We start from the raw sequence: 16977 nt of genomic DNA, 5'->3' as shown, positions 1-16977 counted from the left end.
TCTTGGCGATGTTCGTCACGGGAAAGTGTCAGCTATGGGGCGATTTCCTCACGATTGCGGACAATCCTTGATGTGACCGATTCCTCTTCCCAACGTTCAAGCGAGAAGCGATGTCTCTTTGGCAAACGTACCTTTGTTTTCCGCTCCACGCGTAACGGGAACGCTGCGTCGGTGAAATGTCGGTAGATCAAACGGCTTGCCTCGCCTTCCTTCAGCGCACGCGGTAAAATGAGCATCTCTGTCTTATGATAGATGATGCGACTCGGTTTCAAGTCCGGCTCGTTCTCGTAGTCCGTAAAACATTTTGCGAGCGCGTAAGCCGCCTCAGGCAAACGTTGCTCTAACTCCGTCCAACCGTAGAACTCAATGATATCCGGTAATCCTATCTCATCAGTGATGACATCCCAAAATGCGTTCCAGTTCACCCCATAATGCGAAGGGAAATGGAACTGTTCTTTTAACAGGTGATGCAACTCGGTTTCTGTCACGATGTTTGAGACGTCTAGCGTCACACGGGTGATTTGGTCTCTCTGTTTACACACCTCAATCGGATGCATCCAGACATACACCGTCTCAACGACCCCAGATGGTGCGACATCTACATAGACGTCTTGAGTGAACGGATGCAAGATGAGGTAACGTAGCATCGTTGCATCCGTGAAATCCTCATCGATTTGTATATCATCCGAATGAAACGAAAAGATATCAGTGTCTTGTTGACGAATCGAGCGATACACCTCATCAAGCCTTTGATCATAGACTCGGTCGAATTGATAACGGTCGATTTTCCATAACGTCCCATCGTTCGAACGTGATAACCTTTCCGTCTTTTGTTCAAATTTATTCGTGTGCACCGTGTGTTGACGCACAAAGAAAGCCGTGGCCGCATCGACTTCATGCAACCACGGACGTTTCACATTCATCTTTTCCCTCGCCTCCGGTACAAAAGATAACCGATCGGGAGCCCCGCCAACAACGCGAGGCCAAGCATCCGATACGATGTCGGCTCTGTCGTCTGAACATCACCTGAACCACTAGTGAGGGCATCCTCCGCGGAACCTTGATCGTTTGAACGTGTCTCGACAAAGAGTTTCTGATACATCTCGAGCGTGATCGTGTCTCCGCTGACGAACCGTTTCGCATCGGTCGTCATGGCGGTCAACGTCTCCCCGTTTAAGTCAAACCAGGCATTCTCTTGAGCAGAATGGACGAGTGAGCCGGACACATCAGCTAAGGCAATGGCCAACTCGTCGCCATACCCGAACGTGGAGAAGGCGAAAATGCCCGGTTCTTGCTCCCACGTACCGATGACGTTTCTCGGCTCCCCATCTTGTAGGACGGCTGATACGTACTCCTTGCTCGAGACGAACGTACACATTTCGTCCAACGAATAACAGGATTGCGCGGCAATCAATACTTCATGGAGCGGACCGAACGAGACGGTGCGACTTTCCGTCAAGTGATAGTTACTCGGGTCGTCTCCTTCGATATGGTCGAGGACGATTGACTCGAAATGTTCTTCAGCGAAACGCTCCGCGGATCGTTCTGTCGGCGCCGCAGCTGCCGACGTAGCACCGAGCGTGAAGACCCCGGCTAAAGCGAATGTTGTGATCAGGCGGAACATGTTTCTTTCTCCTTTCAACCGACAGACATTTGTTTTAGGAATGACGCATCAATCCGAATCAGTTCCGCATGTGGATGTTTTTGGCGCTCGATGATTCGGCCAAACCGTTTTGAGGCGACGAATCGATTCGACTCGTGAATCCACGCCAGGCGCACGAGTGCGAGGCGCAACTGCTTACGACCGTCACTCATCCGAAGGTGATCGACTTTATTATCAGCATCTAGGCGATTGATGAACAGCTCGACTTTACACTCTTCCTTCACCAAATAGGATACCAGATAAGCGGCCTGTTGAATCAACTCTTCGTAACGGGCGTGGAGACCATTCCCGAGCGGACCGCTCAAGTCAAGCATCAATGTGAACGTATCGAGGTTTTGGCGCTCATATACTTTCGCCTGTAGCTTCCCTGTCTTGGCTGTAGCGACCCAGTCAATTTGTTTCACCGGCTCTTGCTCATATTGTTTTGAGCTTTGGATCATCAACGGGTCGTGGAGCGGTGAATGTTTGACGAGTCGATCCCCCATCCGCAACATGCGCGAGTCCAACCTGTTCCGTTTCGTGATGGACGGGAGGATGGTCCAAGATGGAAGCGTGAGCGCATGGTCCGTGACGAAGATGGTGCCGAGCCAAAACGGGAGCCTAAATTGAAGATTGCATTCTTCGACTTGAACGGGCCCGCGCTTTGTCGCATGGATTGGAAGCGAATAGGTCGATTCATCGCAAAGTTGAATGACACGCACGCGCTGATCCTCATCAAACGTCAAGCCGTGTCCCGTGACCAATCGCACCGACGTCGGAATCCCTAATTCTTCGAGACGCTCGACAGCTGTCACATCCATCCTTAGAGAGACACAATCATTCACGAACAACAACTGTTCTTTTTGATAGAAAGACAAACTCGTCGCCTCGACAATCGTTTTCGTCAACCATTTACGGATAACCATCAGTCCCAGAACGGCACCACATAGATAAGCGAGCGGCCAAACGTATGGGAACCAAACAAACAAGACAAGCATTCCGGTATAGGCCGACCATAGCTTATCGTCTAAGAAGGAAGGTGTGCTAACTTCGACCTGTCGCATCTTCACACCTTCTCGACCGGTACATCGACTCGTTCTAGTACATCAGCGAGGACTTCTCGTTTTGTCGATTTCACGTCCCCTTCGAGCGTGAGTGTCAATCGGTGTGATAGGACGTGTAGCGCGACGGCTTGGACATCTTCTGGGGTCACGAATTGACGATCCTCGATATAAGCGTAAGCTTGAGACGCCTTGACGAGGGCGAGCGTCGCGCGTGGACTGGCCCCGACTTCGACGAGCGGATGATTCCGTGTCTCTTGGATGAGGGCAAGTAGATATGTCACGACATCGTCATGAAGTCGGATTTCCTCGACTTCTTGTTGCGCTGTCAAGAACGCTTCGTTTGTCATGAGCGCATGGACGACGTGCCGAGTTTTTGAAATCGTCTGTAAAATCAATTGACGCTCCTCGCCCGCTTCGGGGTACCCGACTTGTAGGGACATCAAGAAGCGGTCGAGTTGTGCGTCTGGCAAGGCGAACGTCCCTGCCGACTCGATCGGGTTTTGCGTCGCGATGACGAAGAACGGTTCCGGCAGTTGATACGTGACCCCGCCGATCGAGACTTGACGCTCCTCCATCGCCTCGAGTAATGCCGACTGTGTCCTTGGTACGGCCCGGTTCACTTCATCAATCAACAAAATGTTGGTGAAGATTGGTCCCGTCCGATTTTCGAACGTCTGTGTTTGGATGTTAAAGAAATCTGATCCGATGATGTCTGACGGTAGTAAATCGGCCGTGAACTGGATTCGTGTGAACTCGGCCTCAAAGCTCTTCGCGATGCTTTTGGCGAGCAGCGTCTTCCCGGTACCCGGCACGTCTTCTAGTAGAATGTGCCCGTTCGCGAGTAACGCCGTGCAACAGAGGCGCGTGATTTCAGGTTTCCCGAGATAAATCTGGTCTAATTGTTCCAATACGCGTTTGATGGTCATGGGGCAGACTCCTTTTCTAAGCGAAGTAAATAGGCATCAAGCTGTTGTTTAAACGTTTGTTCACGTTGCGGGGTGATGGCGACTTTGTCATAACGAATCTCTAAATAGCTCAAAAGTGAGGCGTCGAGCTCGATGCGGCTCGCCCAGGCGGATAACGTCTCGAAAGGTCGTCGTCGTTGTTGCGACGGCAGCGCTTGTTCGAATAGAATCAGATGTTGCCGTAACGGAGAATCCGGCAGTGGATGAGCGGGGCGTTTTGCCTGTTCGAACGTTACGTCTGGATCTTGCTTTGAGTTGATCCTTTCGTCTGTCGGAACGGCTTCCCTCTCCTTTTCGTTGAAGCGACGTCTACGCCACATCCATATGCCAATCAAAAGAAGGATTGCGCTCGAAATGTAAGGTAACAGGGAAAGACGATCGGAATCGCTTGTAGATGGTTTACCGTATGACGGAGACGAGTCATTCTCATCTTCCCTTGGTGTGCCGCCTTCATCATCTGATGGCCCAACAATCGCTCCTGCTTCAGAAATACCGGGCCCGGGATCTGCTTCACTACCATCTCCACACCAAAAATCCGTATCGACAACCTCAATGAACCCAAACAACTTTCGCTTGTCGTGACAGTCCGTGACCCAACTCGTGATTTCACTCCCTGAGATATCCAACCCTTTGTAATACGTATAAGCGAATTGACCAGAGAATGAAAAGAGAACGACCAGCATAAAGGAAATCAAGACTGCTGACACAAAAAGAAACTTGGCTTTTCTCATGCGATGATCCGTACATGCCTATTTAGATTGGACTGCATCTCATTCAACGGCTCCTTCCATTAGGTAATACCATTTAATCCTTTTTTTGGAAAATGGTTTTGAAAGAATTATAGCATATGGATTAATGGAATATTCGGTTTTTTAACAAAAAAAGTTGCTCGCTTATTGTACGAGCAACCAGACTTCTCCTGTATAAATATCATCCTCATCTTGAATCCGCTCGTGGAACCGATGCACCTCGTCATCCGCTGAGGCGACGAGCTTTTGTTGAAACACATCATCTAAGGGCAAGGGCGTCCATGTCTGATCCGGTGAGTCACGTTTCATAAACACCTTCAATCGTGCATCATTTTTAAACACGAGGAGTTCGGACTGCCAAAGCGTCGGAAGGTCCAACAAGACGACGACCCGGTTCCGCTCCTCTTCTCGGAGACGCACGAGACGGGAGGCCCCCTCCATCATCGCCTCGATGACCGCATATTGAATCCGGCTGTTCTCCTGCACCGACAGTAAGAACGATTGATCAATTGGGATTTTGTTGTGCCAATACCCGTCATGGAACGTCGTCGGGAACGAATAGGTCTGTTCGTCGATATACGTGCGCAATCGTTTCAATCTTCGTCTGATACCGCGCACTTTCGCTCGTCTCTTCAAGATGTTCTTCCCAATATGGCGTCGACTTGCTGCTGGTGATGCCGGTCATGTCCGATGAACTCGGTGACGATATAAGTAAGCGTATACGGAACACCCTGATGCGGGCAATGGGTCACCCCGTTCGCCGTCGTGTGCGAAGTCAGCGTCTCTTGACGCAATGACCGCAGCACTTCTATGAGTGAACTTCGACTCTTTTTGGCTAATTGGAGAACGTTTTCTCCCGAGAGACGTTTCGCTTTTTGGGTCGCCCGCGCGTTAAACGAGTCGAACTCAGGGAAGATCATCCCTTCCCCGTTCTTCACGGCTGGGATGATGACGTTCAACAGATGGTTGTCCCAATGGGCGATGTGAAGGACGACTGCTTTGATTGACCATTTGTCGGTCGCAATTGGCTTTTCCCACATCGATTCATCCAATCTCTCTAGCGTGTTTAGCCAATCTGTATAGGATGCAAATTCGTCGATGACGTTTGAACGATTAGTCATGAATCTGTCCCTCCTCAATTCATAAGGTAAGGAAATTGTATCATGTTCGATTACTTCTGTTCCGGTCATATTTTTCTATCCTTGGTCAATCAAGGAACGCTTGACGGAAGCGATTGATTCTCACAATGATGACTTATACATCTAGCGAGATGGACACTTTCTTTTTGAATTGTGGAGTTATCCCGTCGATTGAAATCGAACCGTAAGTGACCGTTAAGCCTTCTGGCGTCGGGACAATAGAAAGGGAAAACGCATTTAGCCAGTCCGCTGACGTCGGAAATACCCCAGGGGCCCAATCCAGTTCAAGTTCGTGCCCAGCAATCGCGTAGGAGAATGGCACATGACGATACACGTCGACGAGCAGTCGTTCGATTAGCTGTGTGAACGCGGATCTCGATGCAGGATGTGAAACGACATCCCCCCAGTTCAAATCGATGAGAATCCCGACATAAGTGTCCATCACTTGAAGGGACACGGTCATCACCATATCCACGCCTCCAAAATAGTTGCTTCGTAAATGGATAGATCCGTAATGCCCGATCCGAGCAAAGTCGGTATCTGTCGTTGTCATCCAATCGTTCCCCGCTTCATCCTGACTGAATGTCACGTTTATGATTTCTCCACCGCTACTTAACAGTTCCTCACATACATTTTGAGCAAGTTTAGGTAACGGATAATGGCTCGGATAAGCCATCCCGATGGAAATGAATCCGCCTGCTTGATCCATTCGAACACCTCCTTTTTCAATCATACAAAAAACGGCACCGTTAGGAACGGTACCGCGCTATGTTTGAGCCTCAGATGTTTATGCTAATGACGCCCTATTCATTCACTGCTTCGATCCATCCTGCATCATTCGCATCATACGAGTGATTCGTTTACGCGACAGCAGTCGGGGCAGGAAGGCAACGAGCCGATTCCGTCTCCCTGGGATGATCAAGGTCTCTCCGTTCATGAAACCGCGATACCCGATATCCGCGACCCGTCCTGCTTCCATGATCGTGCCCGTTTGAAACAGTTTTGACGCCTGCATCCCGGAGCGGTCGACGAAACCGGTCGATGTTAACCCTGGACATAAAGCGGTCACCGTCACGTTCGTCCCGCTCACTTCATTTTCGAGCGCTTCTGAGAACGACAACACGTATGACTTCGTCGCGTGGTACACCGACATCAATGGTCCCGGGAAAAAACCGACCATGGAAGACACATTCATGACGCCCCCTTGATTCCGTTCAACCATACCGGGTAAAAACAATTTGGTCATCACCGTCAACGCCTTGATGTTGACGTCAATCATATTCACCTCTTGGTTCATGTCTGTCTCTAAGAACGTCCCGTACAGACCGAACCCGGCATTGTTGACCAAGTAGTCCACGTGGATCCCCTTCTCCTGGAGCTCCTTGTAAATCGCTTCTGGCACTCCAGGTGACGCGATGTCTTTGGCGATGACGGTGACGCCGACACCATGATTGATCCGATAATCTTTAGCGATTTCTAACAGTTTCGCTTCATTCCGTGACACGAGTACCATCTCATGTCCATCCCGGGCAAAGCGATCGGCCAATTCTTTGCCGATCCCACCTGACACGCCTGTGATGAGAACCGTTTTTTTCATGGCAGTCTCTCCCTCTTTTTCTGCTACAAGCAGTAGTCTCACATACTTCAGAACGTAATGATGACCTTTCCTTTCGGCCGACCCGTCGCAACTAACTGTAGTGCTTCGTTCACTTCATCAATCGTAAATCGTTTCGGATGAAGGGCAGGAACGACTTGGTTCGCCTCCACGACGCTCGTGATTTCTTTGAGTTGTGACCCATTCGCACGTACGAAGATGAAGCGGTATTCGACGTCATGTTTTTTGGCCATCCGGTCATATTTCGCACCCGCCATCGAAAATAACGTTTGTTTCCAGAACGGGAGCTGTCGGTCTTTTGCGAAACGTTTATTCGGTCCTGTCCGCAAAGACAGGAGTCGTCCGCCTCGTTTGAGGATGCTCAGCTCTTTCTTGAATTCTGTCGGCCCTAACGTATCGATGACATAATCCACGTTTTTCAGGACGTCCTCATAGTTTTGCGTCGTATAATCCAAATATTGATCGGCACCGAGCTTCAGCGTCCGTTCGCGTGACTCCGCATTTCCACTGACGATCACTGTCAGACCTAACGACTTCGCGAGCGGAACGGCCATTTGACCGAAACTACCCGATCCCCCCGGAATGAACACAGATTGTCCGGACTGGACGTTTAACTCTTCATGTAGTCCTTGGTAGGCTGTGAGTCCCGTTAAAGCGACAGCTGCTGCCTCTTCGTAAGATAAGTTTTTGGGCATCCTTGCGATGGCAGATGCATCGACTGCTACATATTCAGCGATGGCCCCGATTTTTTCGATCGGCAGACGCGTGTAGACGTCATCCCCGACGGAATAACCGGTCACATGTTTCCCGACCTGTTCGACGACACCCGCCAGTTCGTTCCCGATTGTCAGCGGGAAAGCATAATCTTGAATCAGTTTTACGCTACCGGTCATGATCAACATCTCGAGTGGATTGATGGCGGCGGCCTTTACCATGATCAACACATCATTGTCCCCGATGTCCGGAACACGTACCTCGTTCACTTGCGCTTCGATTACTTTCGAATATCGACTGATTTGAGCTGCTTTCATCATTTTGTTCATGATTGACTCTCCTTTGTTTGTCTCGACAGATGATCAAATCGCATCTGAATCGAGGAATAGGTTGACGTGTGCGGCAAATCGTTCGGGGAACTGGAACAGATGACCGTGTCCAGAATCCGGATAGACGATCAATTGTGCGTTCGGTATTTTTTCGGCCAAAATGTAACTGTTCTCAGTCGGCACCATGACATCTTTAATCCCATTCGTCACAAGGACCGGTTGTTCGATCGCATGTAGCCATGCATAGTCTTCGTCCGGCTTTTGTTGCGCCCATTTCGCAACGGCTTGTAACTGTGCACCCTAAGTATGATAAAAACCTGTTGACGTTTTTTAGAATGAACGTTCTAAAACAGGTAAAAAAAGAAAGTCAGTCCAACACGCTGAGTGCCAGCGCGATGATGCTTTCTAATTCTTTTTGCGTGTAGTTCGTTTTGATCAAGACACGAAGACCGATCAAGTTGTTGTGCAAGAAACGCGCCGTCTGTTCCGAATCGATGTCGGTTGACAGCTCGCCACTGATTTTTCCTTGTTGAATCAACTCTTGGAACATGTCCTCGGTCCGATGGAACATCGTCGTCGCCATCCGGTCTACCTCTTGGTCCAAGAGCGACAATTCGACGGCTGCATTGACGGATAGGCACCCTTTTGGATAGGTTTCAGAAGACCGCAGGATGAAGCGGAACACGTCCTCGATGGCTGATTTGATGGACTCATGTTGATGAATAATCGTCTCCATCTCATGCGTGATGAATTTTTCATACTCGCCGAGCGATGCTAAGAACAACGAGCGTTTGTCGCCGAACGTGTCGTAAATGCTTCTTCGATGAATCCCCATATGGTCGACCAAGTCTTGCATCGATGTTTTCTCATACCCTTGTTCCCAAAACAATTCCATCGCTTTCTTTAATACAATCGTTTCGTCAAACTCTTTACTTCTAGCCATCTCGATCCTCCTTCGGTCACCACACAGTTTTAGAATGAACGTTCTAACTACACCCTCACTATATCCTTTCTAGAACGATTAGTAAAGAATGAAGTTGATTACACGAAAGAAGAGGAGCATCATCCTCCCGGGACGACGCTCCTCTTCTCGTGATTATCTCTCCAATCGTTAGGAATAAGTTTCTACTGTCGATTGGAGAGCACATGCTGAACGGGACCGTTCAGCATGTTTACAGCCAGACTGGTAAAGAAAAGAAAACCAAGAACAATACGGTCAAGACACCGACGACCGGACTGAGCGAGCGATAGCCCTTCTTGAACAAGACGATCATCGTGTAGGCGATGAAGCCGAGCCCGATGCCATCGACGATGGAGTACGTGAACGGGATCATGATAATGACGAGGATCGCCGGGAAGGCCTGCTCCCAATTGTCGAGTGGCAGATGCTTCACGTTCTGGAACATCATCATGCCGATGATGATCAAGACCGGTGCGATCGCCGTCACCGGAATGATCGCGAACAGCGGCAACAGCAAGAGCGAGACGACGTAAAGACCTGACGTCACGAACGACGAGATGCCGCCGCGTGCGCCGACCGAGATGCCGGCCGCGACCTCGACCGTCGAGACGGTCGGGCTCGAGCCGAACATGGCACCGGCCATCGTCGACAACCCTTGGGCGATCAAGCCTTTCGGGGCTTGATCGTCCTTGCCGATCGCCCGCGTCTGATTCTGGATCAGGCTGATGTTCTCGATCAACAAGACGAGCGTCAACACGCCGACCGCGATCAGGAAGATCGGTGATGTCGACTGCGCGAACGACACGTTGCCGAACACGGTACCGAACGACTCGAAGAACGGTGTGAGCGCGAACTCACCTGTCCAGTCGAGCGTGCCCGTGACAGCGCTCAAGCCGACACCGAACGCGATCGTCCAGAGGAAGCTGCTCGGTCCCATCTTCAAGAACAAAAGAATCGCAACGAATAGCGTCAGGAACGCGACCTGCACCGGTCGCTCCCCAAGGTCTCCGATGTGGAGCAGTGCCCCACCACCGCCCGAGACGATCCCTGCCGCTTCGAGCCCGATCAAGATGAGGAACAGGCCGAGTCCGACCGTCAGTCCGTCATGAATAATCGGCGGGAACGCGTTCGCGAGTTTCCTCGCCACTTTCGTCACCGTCATGAGGACGACAAGCGCCCCCGAGACGAGCGAGACGGCGAGCGCACTCTGCCAGCTCAGCCCCATCTGCAAGACGAGCGTGTACGTGAACAACGCATTGATGCCCATACCAGGTAGGAGCAACAACGGTAAGTTGAACAGTCCCGCGATGAACGTCCCGATGATGCTTGTCAAAATCGCTCCGACGAGCGCTCCCTCGAACGGGAGTCCGGCTTGTGTCAAGATTGCCGCATGTACGGCCGGGATGTATGCTGTCGCCAGAAAGTTCAGCACGCCCCCGTATGTTTCTGTTTTCCATTCTGTTTGTTTTGCCATAGGAATCAATCCTTTGTTGGCACCCTCACCCACCCATGTGGTTACACACGAGACTCATTATATCCTGTCTGACTTCAGACATGCAACACTATCGTAGTTCAATTCCACCTTTGGACCCAGTGTTGAGACGACTCCATCTAAAGGTTCATTTTATAAAATAAGAACAAGCGTTCTTATTTTCAGCATCTATTTTAGTCGGAATCTGCTATAATGAAGAGGCAGGTTAACACAGCAATAGTGGGGTCAGCCGCCAATTCCGCAATGGAGGAAGGCGGTGGTGCGGATGGAACAACTATGGACCTGGGTCGGCGATTACGTAATCGTCCCGATCCTCGCTCCGATCATTGTTCACTTGGTAATCTACCAATCATCCGATCGTGCAAAGTCTGAACGCACAAAAAAATGACCCCCTCGGCGCAATGAGATGGGTCACTTTCTGATTCACTAACCATTGTGGCGGCTGGGCCACTCTTAAAGTGGTAGCCTGTGAGCCAGAGGCCGGTGTATCGAGCACCGGTCTCTTTCTACTTGCATCATACCATATCTGTTCCAGGTTTTCAGTATTAGAAACACGAAAACGATGAATTTGACGTGACGAACAACCACTGGGTCACCCGATAGCAATCCGAGTTCATTTCTTGGTCCATTGTTCAATAAACCTTGGGGTAAGGCGAGACGCTTTGCCTTTTTTTAGATTTCATTTATAACTCCTTTAAGAAATCTTTAGAACTGTCATCTACGATAAAGGCAGTTCAAATTCTTAGGAGGTTTACAACCATGTATAATCAAGATTATTCAATTATGTTCACAATCGAATCAAAGGTCGTCCTCATCCCGCTCGCGATTCTCGGATTGATCACGTTACTCGTCTGGTCGTTTCGTAAAAAGAATGTAAAAGTCGCACAAACGATTTTGCTTCTATCATTCGGGATATACTTATTAGGTGTCCTTCACTTCGTCTTTTTCCCGATTGACGTCAATTTAGGAAAATACGCGAACCAAGTCCCATGGTGGAGAACGATTAATTTCATTCCGGTTTTGACCATCGACTTGCATTCATTTTTGCTGAATATCGTGATGTTCCTCCCATTCGGCTGTTTTCTTCCATTTTTGAAACCGGCGATCACGACACAAGAAATACTTAAACGAGGGTTTCAGTTTAGTCTGATCCTTGAACTGACACAATTATTGGTGCGTACGATACTAGGCAGTGGACGAAGCACGGATGTGAATGATTTATTGGCGAATGCGCTTGGCGCACTCTTAGGCTTTCTACTCGTTCGCTTCGTCGTCCAATACGCTCCGTTCCGACGTTTGTATCAGAATTTCCAACTTTAATTCGCAAGGGAGTTTTAGGCATGACAAAAATCTTGTTAGTGGATGACGATGTCCAAATCGCAGAACTGATTGATGTGTATGTAAAGAATGACGGGTATCACACGACGATGGCTACCGACGGGGAGATGGCGCTTGCTTTATTTAACCAAGAACCGTTTGACATAATTATTTTAGATTGGATGATGCCTCGGATGGATGGGCTTGAGTTTTGTAAGCGGGTGCGCCAGACGAGTCAGATCCCGATCCTCATGGTCAGTGCCAAAGTTGGTGATATGGATAAAATATTGGGATTGACGACGGGTGTAGATGACTACATCATCAAACCGTTCAACCCGCTCGAGTTGATGGCTCGTATTAAAGCATTACTACGCCGTTCCAATTACAATCGACCCAGTGAGTCCTCAAGCGTATTAGCAGGACCTTTTCTCATTGATCGAGCCAGCCACACCGTCACGATGCAAGAGCAGATGATTCGATTGACGGCACGTGAATTTGAGATTTTATATTTACTGGCGACACATAAAGGCCGGGTATATAGTTCAGAAGAGATTTTTGAGACTGTCTGGCAAGAGCACGGCGTCGGGACGAACCAGACCGTGATGGTTCACATCAGTAACATCCGTGAGAAATTACATTCCGTTGTGCCACATGAAGTCATCATTCATACGGTGTGGGGAGTGGGATATAAAATTGAGACATAATATATGGCGCGTCATAACGTTCATCCCCATGTGGAAACGTCTGCTATATGTGTTGATTACTTTTGGGGTCGCCACACTGAGCGGCGTTCTCTTACTGCCTGCCGTCTGGTACTTTGAGGAGTCTTCACGATTTGTGGAAAGTCTTGTCATCGTCCTTTCCTATTTCCGTGAAGGTGTGTTATTCCTGTTTTATAGTTTAATGGTCGCCGTTTGTTTCGTCTTGATCTATCAGTATGAGCATAAACGTTATTTACAGTTTCATATTGAGCGGATGACATCACTTGTGGAAGAACTCCACGCCAACTGTGATGCGGTTGAACAAGATGTCCCGCCAGAGCTAGACCGGTTGATGGCAACCGTCCGCAGCATCTCGAATAGTGCGGCAAAAGCAGAGTATGAATTGATTCAGGCAAATCGATTGAAGCACGAACTCGTGACGAACGTCGCGCACGATTTACGTTCCCCGCTCACGTCCATCACCGGCTACCTTGACTTGATTCATAGTGACCGTTACCGGGACGAGGTCGAATTGCGTCATTACATCCAAGTGATCCATGAGAACGCGAGCAATCTGAAAGGTTTGATTAACGATATCTTTGACTATACGTTTCTACAAAACGACCGCATCGTCCTACAAAAAAGCGAGGTCCATCTCGATGAATTGCTCAATCAGCTCATCACGCAGTCCCGATTACGTCTCTTAGAAGTTGAGATGGAAGCAAGATTCAGTTCTTCAGCCGAACGGCCCATCGTTGAAGGCGATGCGTTGAAGCTCGTGCGCGTGTTCGAGAATATACTCGAGAATGCGATGCGTTATGGGCGTGACGGAACGTATATCGATACGTTCGTTGAAGATACGGATAGAGCGGTCTTCATCAAAATGACGAATTATGGGGAGGAGGCGATCCCCTCCCGTGATCTCCCCTTCGTGTTCGAACGATTTTTTCGAGTCGAAAAGTCACGAGCCCACTACACCGGCGGATCAGGTCTAGGTCTCGCCATCTCCAAGTCTATCGTCGATTTGCATGAGGGCGAAATTCATGTGAGCAGTCAACCGGGGGAAACGACGTTTACGATCGTGCTTCCCAAAGCCCCCACACAGTCCTCTTTATGAAAAACATCGCGCAAGCGCTCAGACGCGCCATACTTTTTTATTAGCTGTTCGAACTAAAAAGACGAACCACATCGCCTATTGCGACTTGGTTCGTCTTTTTAGTTTGTCTGAGTTGAGGTTAAACCGATGTTTTCATGTCTGCCTCTACTGTATAGCGTGAGAACCAGGCGAGCATGGCGTCCGCCTCTTGGCGCGGGATGTCCTCAATCGACTCGACGGATAAGAGACCGCCGCGCGTCGACAATTGGACGTTACATAATCCAAAGCGGCGTTGGAGCGGCGTCTGCGTCACTTCTACCCGTTCGATCCGAGGTTTATCAGTTAAAAACGAACGGACGTTGAACGCACCTGTCCGAAGCTCGATGAAGTCATCGTTCCGAGCATAGCGGGTCGTCATGTAGTTCAACACGCGGCCGCTAATGATGATGGCCCACAACAAGACGAGCCACCAGGCGTAATCGCGGAAGAAATAAAGGACGACGCCACTGATGATGAGACCGAACCAACTGATGCGCATCAACTTGATCCAAAGCGAACGTGTCGGCAGACGATGGAGCGTATCGGCCCATGTGAACTGATTGAAGTGTTCGTTCAGCACGGCCATCGCCTTGTTCCGTTTTACGAACGGAAGAATCGTCGACGACTCATCTTTTAACTCGTCCATCGTGCCCGCTGCGACGAGCTCGACACCGACGATATTGAACCAGCGCCGGATGAACGTTTCTTTGATGCGGATCGCTTGAATCTTCTCATACGGGATTTCTTTCGCTGAACGGTTCAAAAGTCCTTTCTCGACGCGGACCCGGTCACCTCTTCGTTCGAGGTGGAAGTTTCCATACTTCATGAAGTTGATGACAGTCCCGATGATTAAAGACATGATCAGAATCGTCAGGACAGATAATCCTAGCGCGATGAACGAGGCATGGACGACCCAGTCCTCGATTTGATTGAACGTTCCATCAAGGTTGATGAAGTCATCGATTGAGGACACGACTGTCGAAGCGACCGGGAAGATGGCGAATACCGACAGCGATGTCAGTGATGCGATGATGATCTCGCGTGTCGACAAGGCATAGAGCATGACGCCGGCCGGTTTTTCCGTCACGGCTTCGATTGCTTCGCCTTCGAGTGTCGGTTCGGTCTCGGTCTTGCGTTGCCGCGATTGGTCGAGGATGTCCTCTAACCGTTGCGCTTCCTGTGGGAGCACCCCGGCCAATTTGAACGAGGCGTCATCACTGTTCGCGTTCGTATCGAACGTCAACTCGACGACACTGAGCAGACGATAAAGGAACGGGCTGTTCGAATGGACGCTTTGAATTTTATAGAGCGGGAGCGACTTCTCTTTTTTGATCCAATTCCCATCGATGATATACATCGTCTTGTCGTCCAAGGCGTAGCGGAAATTACGCCAGCCGAAGAATTTTTGAATCACGTCTAGTAAGAGAAAAAGCAAGATCCCGACGCGCAAAATGATGCCGAACGTCGAACTCCAGTCGTTATTGATCACAAACAGCAGTACGAGCGGGATGATAAACGACTTGATGACCTCTAAAACACGTAACAGTAAAACGCGAGTCGGTAGACGATGCCAAGTGAGCGTCGCTTCCGTCATACGACATCCTCCTCTTCAATCCGGGCGTAGACCGCGATTTGTTCACGGAGCGTCTTCGCGAACGACTCTTCGATCGCATAGATCTCATGCGACCCGGCCGCGGTGCCAATCGTGATCGTCTGCAGACCATATTTCCGGAGCAACGGCCCTTGCTGGGCGTGGACGTATTGCACTTTCGTCATCGGGATCAACACGTCGTGTGTCGTGATGATGCCATGATGCAATCGTATCTCGAGCGGTTTTACGTCATACGTGAAGCGTTCTTGTTTCCACTTTTGGAACACGATGATGTCGATCGCGCTATAGATAAGATCGATGGCGAGCAAGGCGTACATCGTGTATTGAAGCCACGTCGGCCAGTCAAAATAGAGCGAGGCGACGACGAGACCGCCGGTGATGACGAGACCGATCAAGTAAAAGATGGCGCTAGACAACCGGAACACGGTCCGTGCTTCGATCGGTAGTTTTCCGCTGAGTGATGCTGGTACTGTTTCTATGTCTGACATTGGTGTTTCCCCCTATCCGTTCGGACGCGTTGTCCGTCTCTCTTTTAGTATACGTCGTTTATTTGAAAAAAGTTTCACCTTGATACTGTGAAACTGTTCAACCTGTCCCAATCGAGGTCTGACTCGTCGGACCTGACGCGGATGTTCCAGAACTTCATCATATGCTGTAAATGAGTCTGCATTCGCTTCTCTCCGCATCGCTTAAGATTTCTTTATTATACGACGAATTAAAAAGTTGGTGGTTAACAGCCTCTAAATGTATTTAAATTCAATTATTGACATTATTTTTTTATAATGGAATATTTAAGTATAAATTAACTTACTCTACTGAACTCGTTTGAAAGATTGATTTATGCTTTTACCTTTTCGAAGAATAAAATGAAGGAGGGTTTATGCAGAAAAGAAGAATGTATTATTTCATCATATCGACCTTGATCATCGTCGCTTTAGTTAAGATCGGAGGCACTTTCCTATATGGAATGATTGTAGATCGTCCCACCCAACAAGACATGTCTGGGAAGCCAAGGTATATCGACGGTGAGTCGGCAACCTTTGATAAAGTAGACAATCTAGAGGACACTAATGATATAGCGAAATGGGATGATCTTTTGTCGAAAGTACGCTTTGAGAAAAAAATTACCGGTGAGAATCAAAATACTGCTTCAGACGTCCTGAAATGGGCGGCTGTAGGTCTTTTGCTCATTCTATTTCTCAAGTACTACAAGCGCGTACGGGATTGGTGGGACAAGCGGCGCCGCAAAGCGACACCGTCCTCGGCTGACGAGAGACCATTGTCAGCGCAAGCCAACATGAACACAGTGTCCACGACCACACCAATCGTTCTCTATGCCTCTGATACTGAGCTTGGAAAATGGATTGTCAACACTTAATTAGACAATTTCGAAGAGGTATCTTTGTTTGTACTCCCTCGGCGTTAGGTAGCCCAATGTTCCATGGACTCTGATGTTATTGAACCAATGTATGTAATCACGTAATTCACGGTCGAGGACCGTTAGGTTCGGGAAGTTTCGCTTTCTGACGAACTCTGTTTTGA

The 16977-nt window shown here is 49.2% G+C and carries 19 protein-coding genes and 1 pseudogene; 4 read left to right on the top strand and 16 right to left on the bottom strand.

The window, feature by feature from the left end; translation table 11 throughout:
• Positions 1-32: 32 nt before the first annotated feature.
• The 13 genes and pseudogenes from EVJ22_RS15600 to EVJ22_RS00040 form a co-directional block, all read right to left on the bottom strand.
• Positions 33-923, bottom strand: a complete 891-nt coding sequence (locus EVJ22_RS15600) for a barstar family protein (RefSeq protein WP_233589542.1) — start codon at positions 921-923, stop codon at positions 33-35.
• Complete coding sequence (locus EVJ22_RS00095; protein ID WP_131442806.1) at positions 920-1624, bottom strand: hypothetical protein; 705 nt, start codon at positions 1622-1624, stop codon at positions 920-922. Before EVJ22_RS00095 ends, EVJ22_RS15600 begins: the two co-directional genes overlap by 4 nt.
• Before the next feature lie 14 nt (positions 1625-1638).
• Entirely contained in the window at positions 1639-2706 is a 1068-nt protein-coding gene (locus EVJ22_RS00090) for a DUF58 domain-containing protein (protein ID WP_233589541.1), read from the bottom strand.
• A gap of 2 nt (positions 2707-2708) precedes the next feature.
• The gene (locus EVJ22_RS00085; protein ID WP_016508724.1) at positions 2709-3632 is read right to left on the bottom strand and encodes an AAA family ATPase; all 924 of its coding nucleotides are present in this window, start codon (positions 3630-3632) and stop codon (positions 2709-2711) included.
• Positions 3629-4378, bottom strand: coding sequence for a hypothetical protein (locus EVJ22_RS00080; protein WP_233589540.1), 750 nt, complete (start codon positions 4376-4378; stop codon positions 3629-3631). Before EVJ22_RS00080 ends, EVJ22_RS00085 begins: the two co-directional genes overlap by 4 nt.
• A 186-nt stretch (positions 4379-4564) precedes the next feature.
• Positions 4565-5017, bottom strand: a complete 453-nt coding sequence (locus EVJ22_RS00075; RefSeq protein WP_158625480.1) for a DUF3916 domain-containing protein — start codon at positions 5015-5017, stop codon at positions 4565-4567.
• 35 nt (positions 5018-5052) lie between these two features.
• A complete protein-coding gene (locus EVJ22_RS00070; protein WP_071397506.1) occupies positions 5053-5541 on the bottom strand; it encodes a DinB family protein in 489 nt (162 codons plus the stop codon).
• Positions 5542-5674: 133 nt separating this feature from the next.
• On the bottom strand, positions 5675-6268 hold the full coding sequence (locus tag EVJ22_RS00065) for an Imm64 family immunity protein (RefSeq protein WP_071397505.1): 594 nt from the start codon (positions 6266-6268) through the stop codon (positions 5675-5677).
• Positions 6269-6370: 102 nt separating this feature from the next.
• Positions 6371-7156, bottom strand: coding sequence for an SDR family NAD(P)-dependent oxidoreductase (locus EVJ22_RS00060; protein ID WP_071397504.1), 786 nt, complete (start codon positions 7154-7156; stop codon positions 6371-6373).
• 47 nt (positions 7157-7203) lie between these two features.
• The gene (locus EVJ22_RS00055; protein ID WP_071397503.1) at positions 7204-8217 is read right to left on the bottom strand and encodes an NADP-dependent oxidoreductase; all 1014 of its coding nucleotides are present in this window, start codon (positions 8215-8217) and stop codon (positions 7204-7206) included.
• A 33-nt stretch (positions 8218-8250) separates the two neighbouring features.
• A pseudogene (locus EVJ22_RS00050) lies at positions 8251-8484 on the bottom strand (alpha/beta fold hydrolase); the annotation flags it as partial.
• A 100-nt stretch (positions 8485-8584) separates the two neighbouring features.
• Positions 8585-9160, bottom strand: a complete 576-nt coding sequence (locus EVJ22_RS00045) for a TetR/AcrR family transcriptional regulator (RefSeq protein ID WP_071397502.1) — start codon at positions 9158-9160, stop codon at positions 8585-8587.
• Positions 9161-9389: 229 nt separating this feature from the next.
• Complete coding sequence (locus tag EVJ22_RS00040; protein ID WP_016508713.1) at positions 9390-10652, bottom strand: NCS2 family permease; 1263 nt, start codon at positions 10650-10652, stop codon at positions 9390-9392.
• Between the two features lie 777 nt (positions 10653-11429).
• Here EVJ22_RS00040 and EVJ22_RS00035 point away from each other — a divergent pair.
• Genes EVJ22_RS00035 through EVJ22_RS00025 form a run of 3 tightly spaced genes read left to right on the top strand, consistent with a single transcriptional unit; the run spans position 11430 to position 13805 of the window.
• Positions 11430-11990 carry a VanZ family protein gene (locus tag EVJ22_RS00035; protein ID WP_071397501.1) on the top strand — a complete coding sequence of 187 codons (561 nt, stop codon included), beginning with the start codon at positions 11430-11432 and terminating at the stop codon, positions 11988-11990.
• Between the two features lie 20 nt (positions 11991-12010).
• Positions 12011-12691 carry a response regulator transcription factor gene (locus EVJ22_RS00030; RefSeq protein ID WP_071397500.1) on the top strand — a complete coding sequence of 227 codons (681 nt, stop codon included), beginning with the start codon at positions 12011-12013 and terminating at the stop codon, positions 12689-12691.
• A 49-nt stretch (positions 12692-12740) separates the two neighbouring features.
• Entirely contained in the window at positions 12741-13805 is a 1065-nt protein-coding gene (locus tag EVJ22_RS00025) for a sensor histidine kinase (RefSeq protein WP_233589539.1), read from the top strand.
• Positions 13806-13923: 118 nt separating this feature from the next.
• Here EVJ22_RS00025 and EVJ22_RS00020 read toward each other — a convergent pair whose 3' ends face one another.
• Positions 13924-15417, bottom strand: coding sequence for a PH domain-containing protein (locus EVJ22_RS00020; protein WP_071397498.1), 1494 nt, complete (start codon positions 15415-15417; stop codon positions 13924-13926).
• Positions 15414-15923 carry a PH domain-containing protein gene (locus tag EVJ22_RS00015; protein ID WP_071397497.1) on the bottom strand — a complete coding sequence of 170 codons (510 nt, stop codon included), beginning with the start codon at positions 15921-15923 and terminating at the stop codon, positions 15414-15416. The genes EVJ22_RS00020 and EVJ22_RS00015 overlap by 4 nt, the downstream gene beginning before the upstream one ends.
• 392 nt (positions 15924-16315) lie before the next feature.
• Between EVJ22_RS00015 and EVJ22_RS00010 the strand changes: the two genes are divergently transcribed.
• Positions 16316-16813 carry a hypothetical protein gene (locus EVJ22_RS00010; protein ID WP_131442798.1) on the top strand — a complete coding sequence of 166 codons (498 nt, stop codon included), beginning with the start codon at positions 16316-16318 and terminating at the stop codon, positions 16811-16813.
• Here EVJ22_RS00010 and EVJ22_RS00005 read toward each other — a convergent pair.
• Positions 16814-16977 (bottom strand): IS3 family transposase (locus tag EVJ22_RS00005; protein WP_145963190.1); only part of this gene is annotated, 164 nt, incomplete at its 5' end.

The sequence above is a fragment of the Exiguobacterium sp. SH0S7 genome, assembly GCF_004337195.1.
In the GTDB taxonomy this organism is placed as follows: domain Bacteria; phylum Bacillota; class Bacilli; order Exiguobacteriales; family Exiguobacteriaceae; genus Exiguobacterium; species Exiguobacterium aurantiacum_A.
This window is presented reverse-complemented; position numbering and strand designations above follow the sequence as displayed.

What these genes read in the sequence shown, in the direction of transcription:
- EVJ22_RS15600 (WP_233589542.1), bottom strand. Translation starts at nt 923, where the DNA reads ATGAATGTGAAACGTCCGTGGTTGCATGAAGTCGATGCGGCCACGGCT.
- EVJ22_RS00095 (WP_131442806.1), bottom strand. Translation starts at nt 1,624, where the DNA reads ATGTTCCGCCTGATCACAACATTCGCTTTAGCCGGGGTCTTCACGCTC.
- EVJ22_RS00090 (WP_233589541.1), bottom strand. Translation starts at nt 2,706, where the DNA reads ATGCGACAGGTCGAAGTTAGCACACCTTCCTTCTTAGACGATAAGCTA.
- EVJ22_RS00085 (WP_016508724.1), bottom strand. Translation starts at nt 3,632, where the DNA reads ATGACCATCAAACGCGTATTGGAACAATTAGACCAGATTTATCTCGGG.
- EVJ22_RS00070 (WP_071397506.1), bottom strand. Translation starts at nt 5,541, where the DNA reads ATGACTAATCGTTCAAACGTCATCGACGAATTTGCATCCTATACAGAT.
- EVJ22_RS00065 (WP_071397505.1), bottom strand. Translation starts at nt 6,268, where the DNA reads ATGGATCAAGCAGGCGGATTCATTTCCATCGGGATGGCTTATCCGAGC.
- EVJ22_RS00060 (WP_071397504.1), bottom strand. Translation starts at nt 7,156, where the DNA reads ATGAAAAAAACGGTTCTCATCACAGGCGTGTCAGGTGGGATCGGCAAA.
- EVJ22_RS00055 (WP_071397503.1), bottom strand. Translation starts at nt 8,217, where the DNA reads ATGAACAAAATGATGAAAGCAGCTCAAATCAGTCGATATTCGAAAGTA.
- EVJ22_RS00045 (WP_071397502.1), bottom strand. Translation starts at nt 9,160, where the DNA reads ATGGCTAGAAGTAAAGAGTTTGACGAAACGATTGTATTAAAGAAAGCG.
- EVJ22_RS00040 (WP_016508713.1), bottom strand. Translation starts at nt 10,652, where the DNA reads ATGGCAAAACAAACAGAATGGAAAACAGAAACATACGGGGGCGTGCTG.
- EVJ22_RS00035 (WP_071397501.1), top strand. Translation starts at nt 11,430, where the DNA reads ATGTATAATCAAGATTATTCAATTATGTTCACAATCGAATCAAAGGTC.
- EVJ22_RS00030 (WP_071397500.1), top strand. Translation starts at nt 12,011, where the DNA reads ATGACAAAAATCTTGTTAGTGGATGACGATGTCCAAATCGCAGAACTG.
- EVJ22_RS00020 (WP_071397498.1), bottom strand. Translation starts at nt 15,417, where the DNA reads ATGACGGAAGCGACGCTCACTTGGCATCGTCTACCGACTCGCGTTTTA.
- EVJ22_RS00015 (WP_071397497.1), bottom strand. Translation starts at nt 15,923, where the DNA reads ATGTCAGACATAGAAACAGTACCAGCATCACTCAGCGGAAAACTACCG.
- EVJ22_RS00010 (WP_131442798.1), top strand. Translation starts at nt 16,316, where the DNA reads ATGCAGAAAAGAAGAATGTATTATTTCATCATATCGACCTTGATCATC.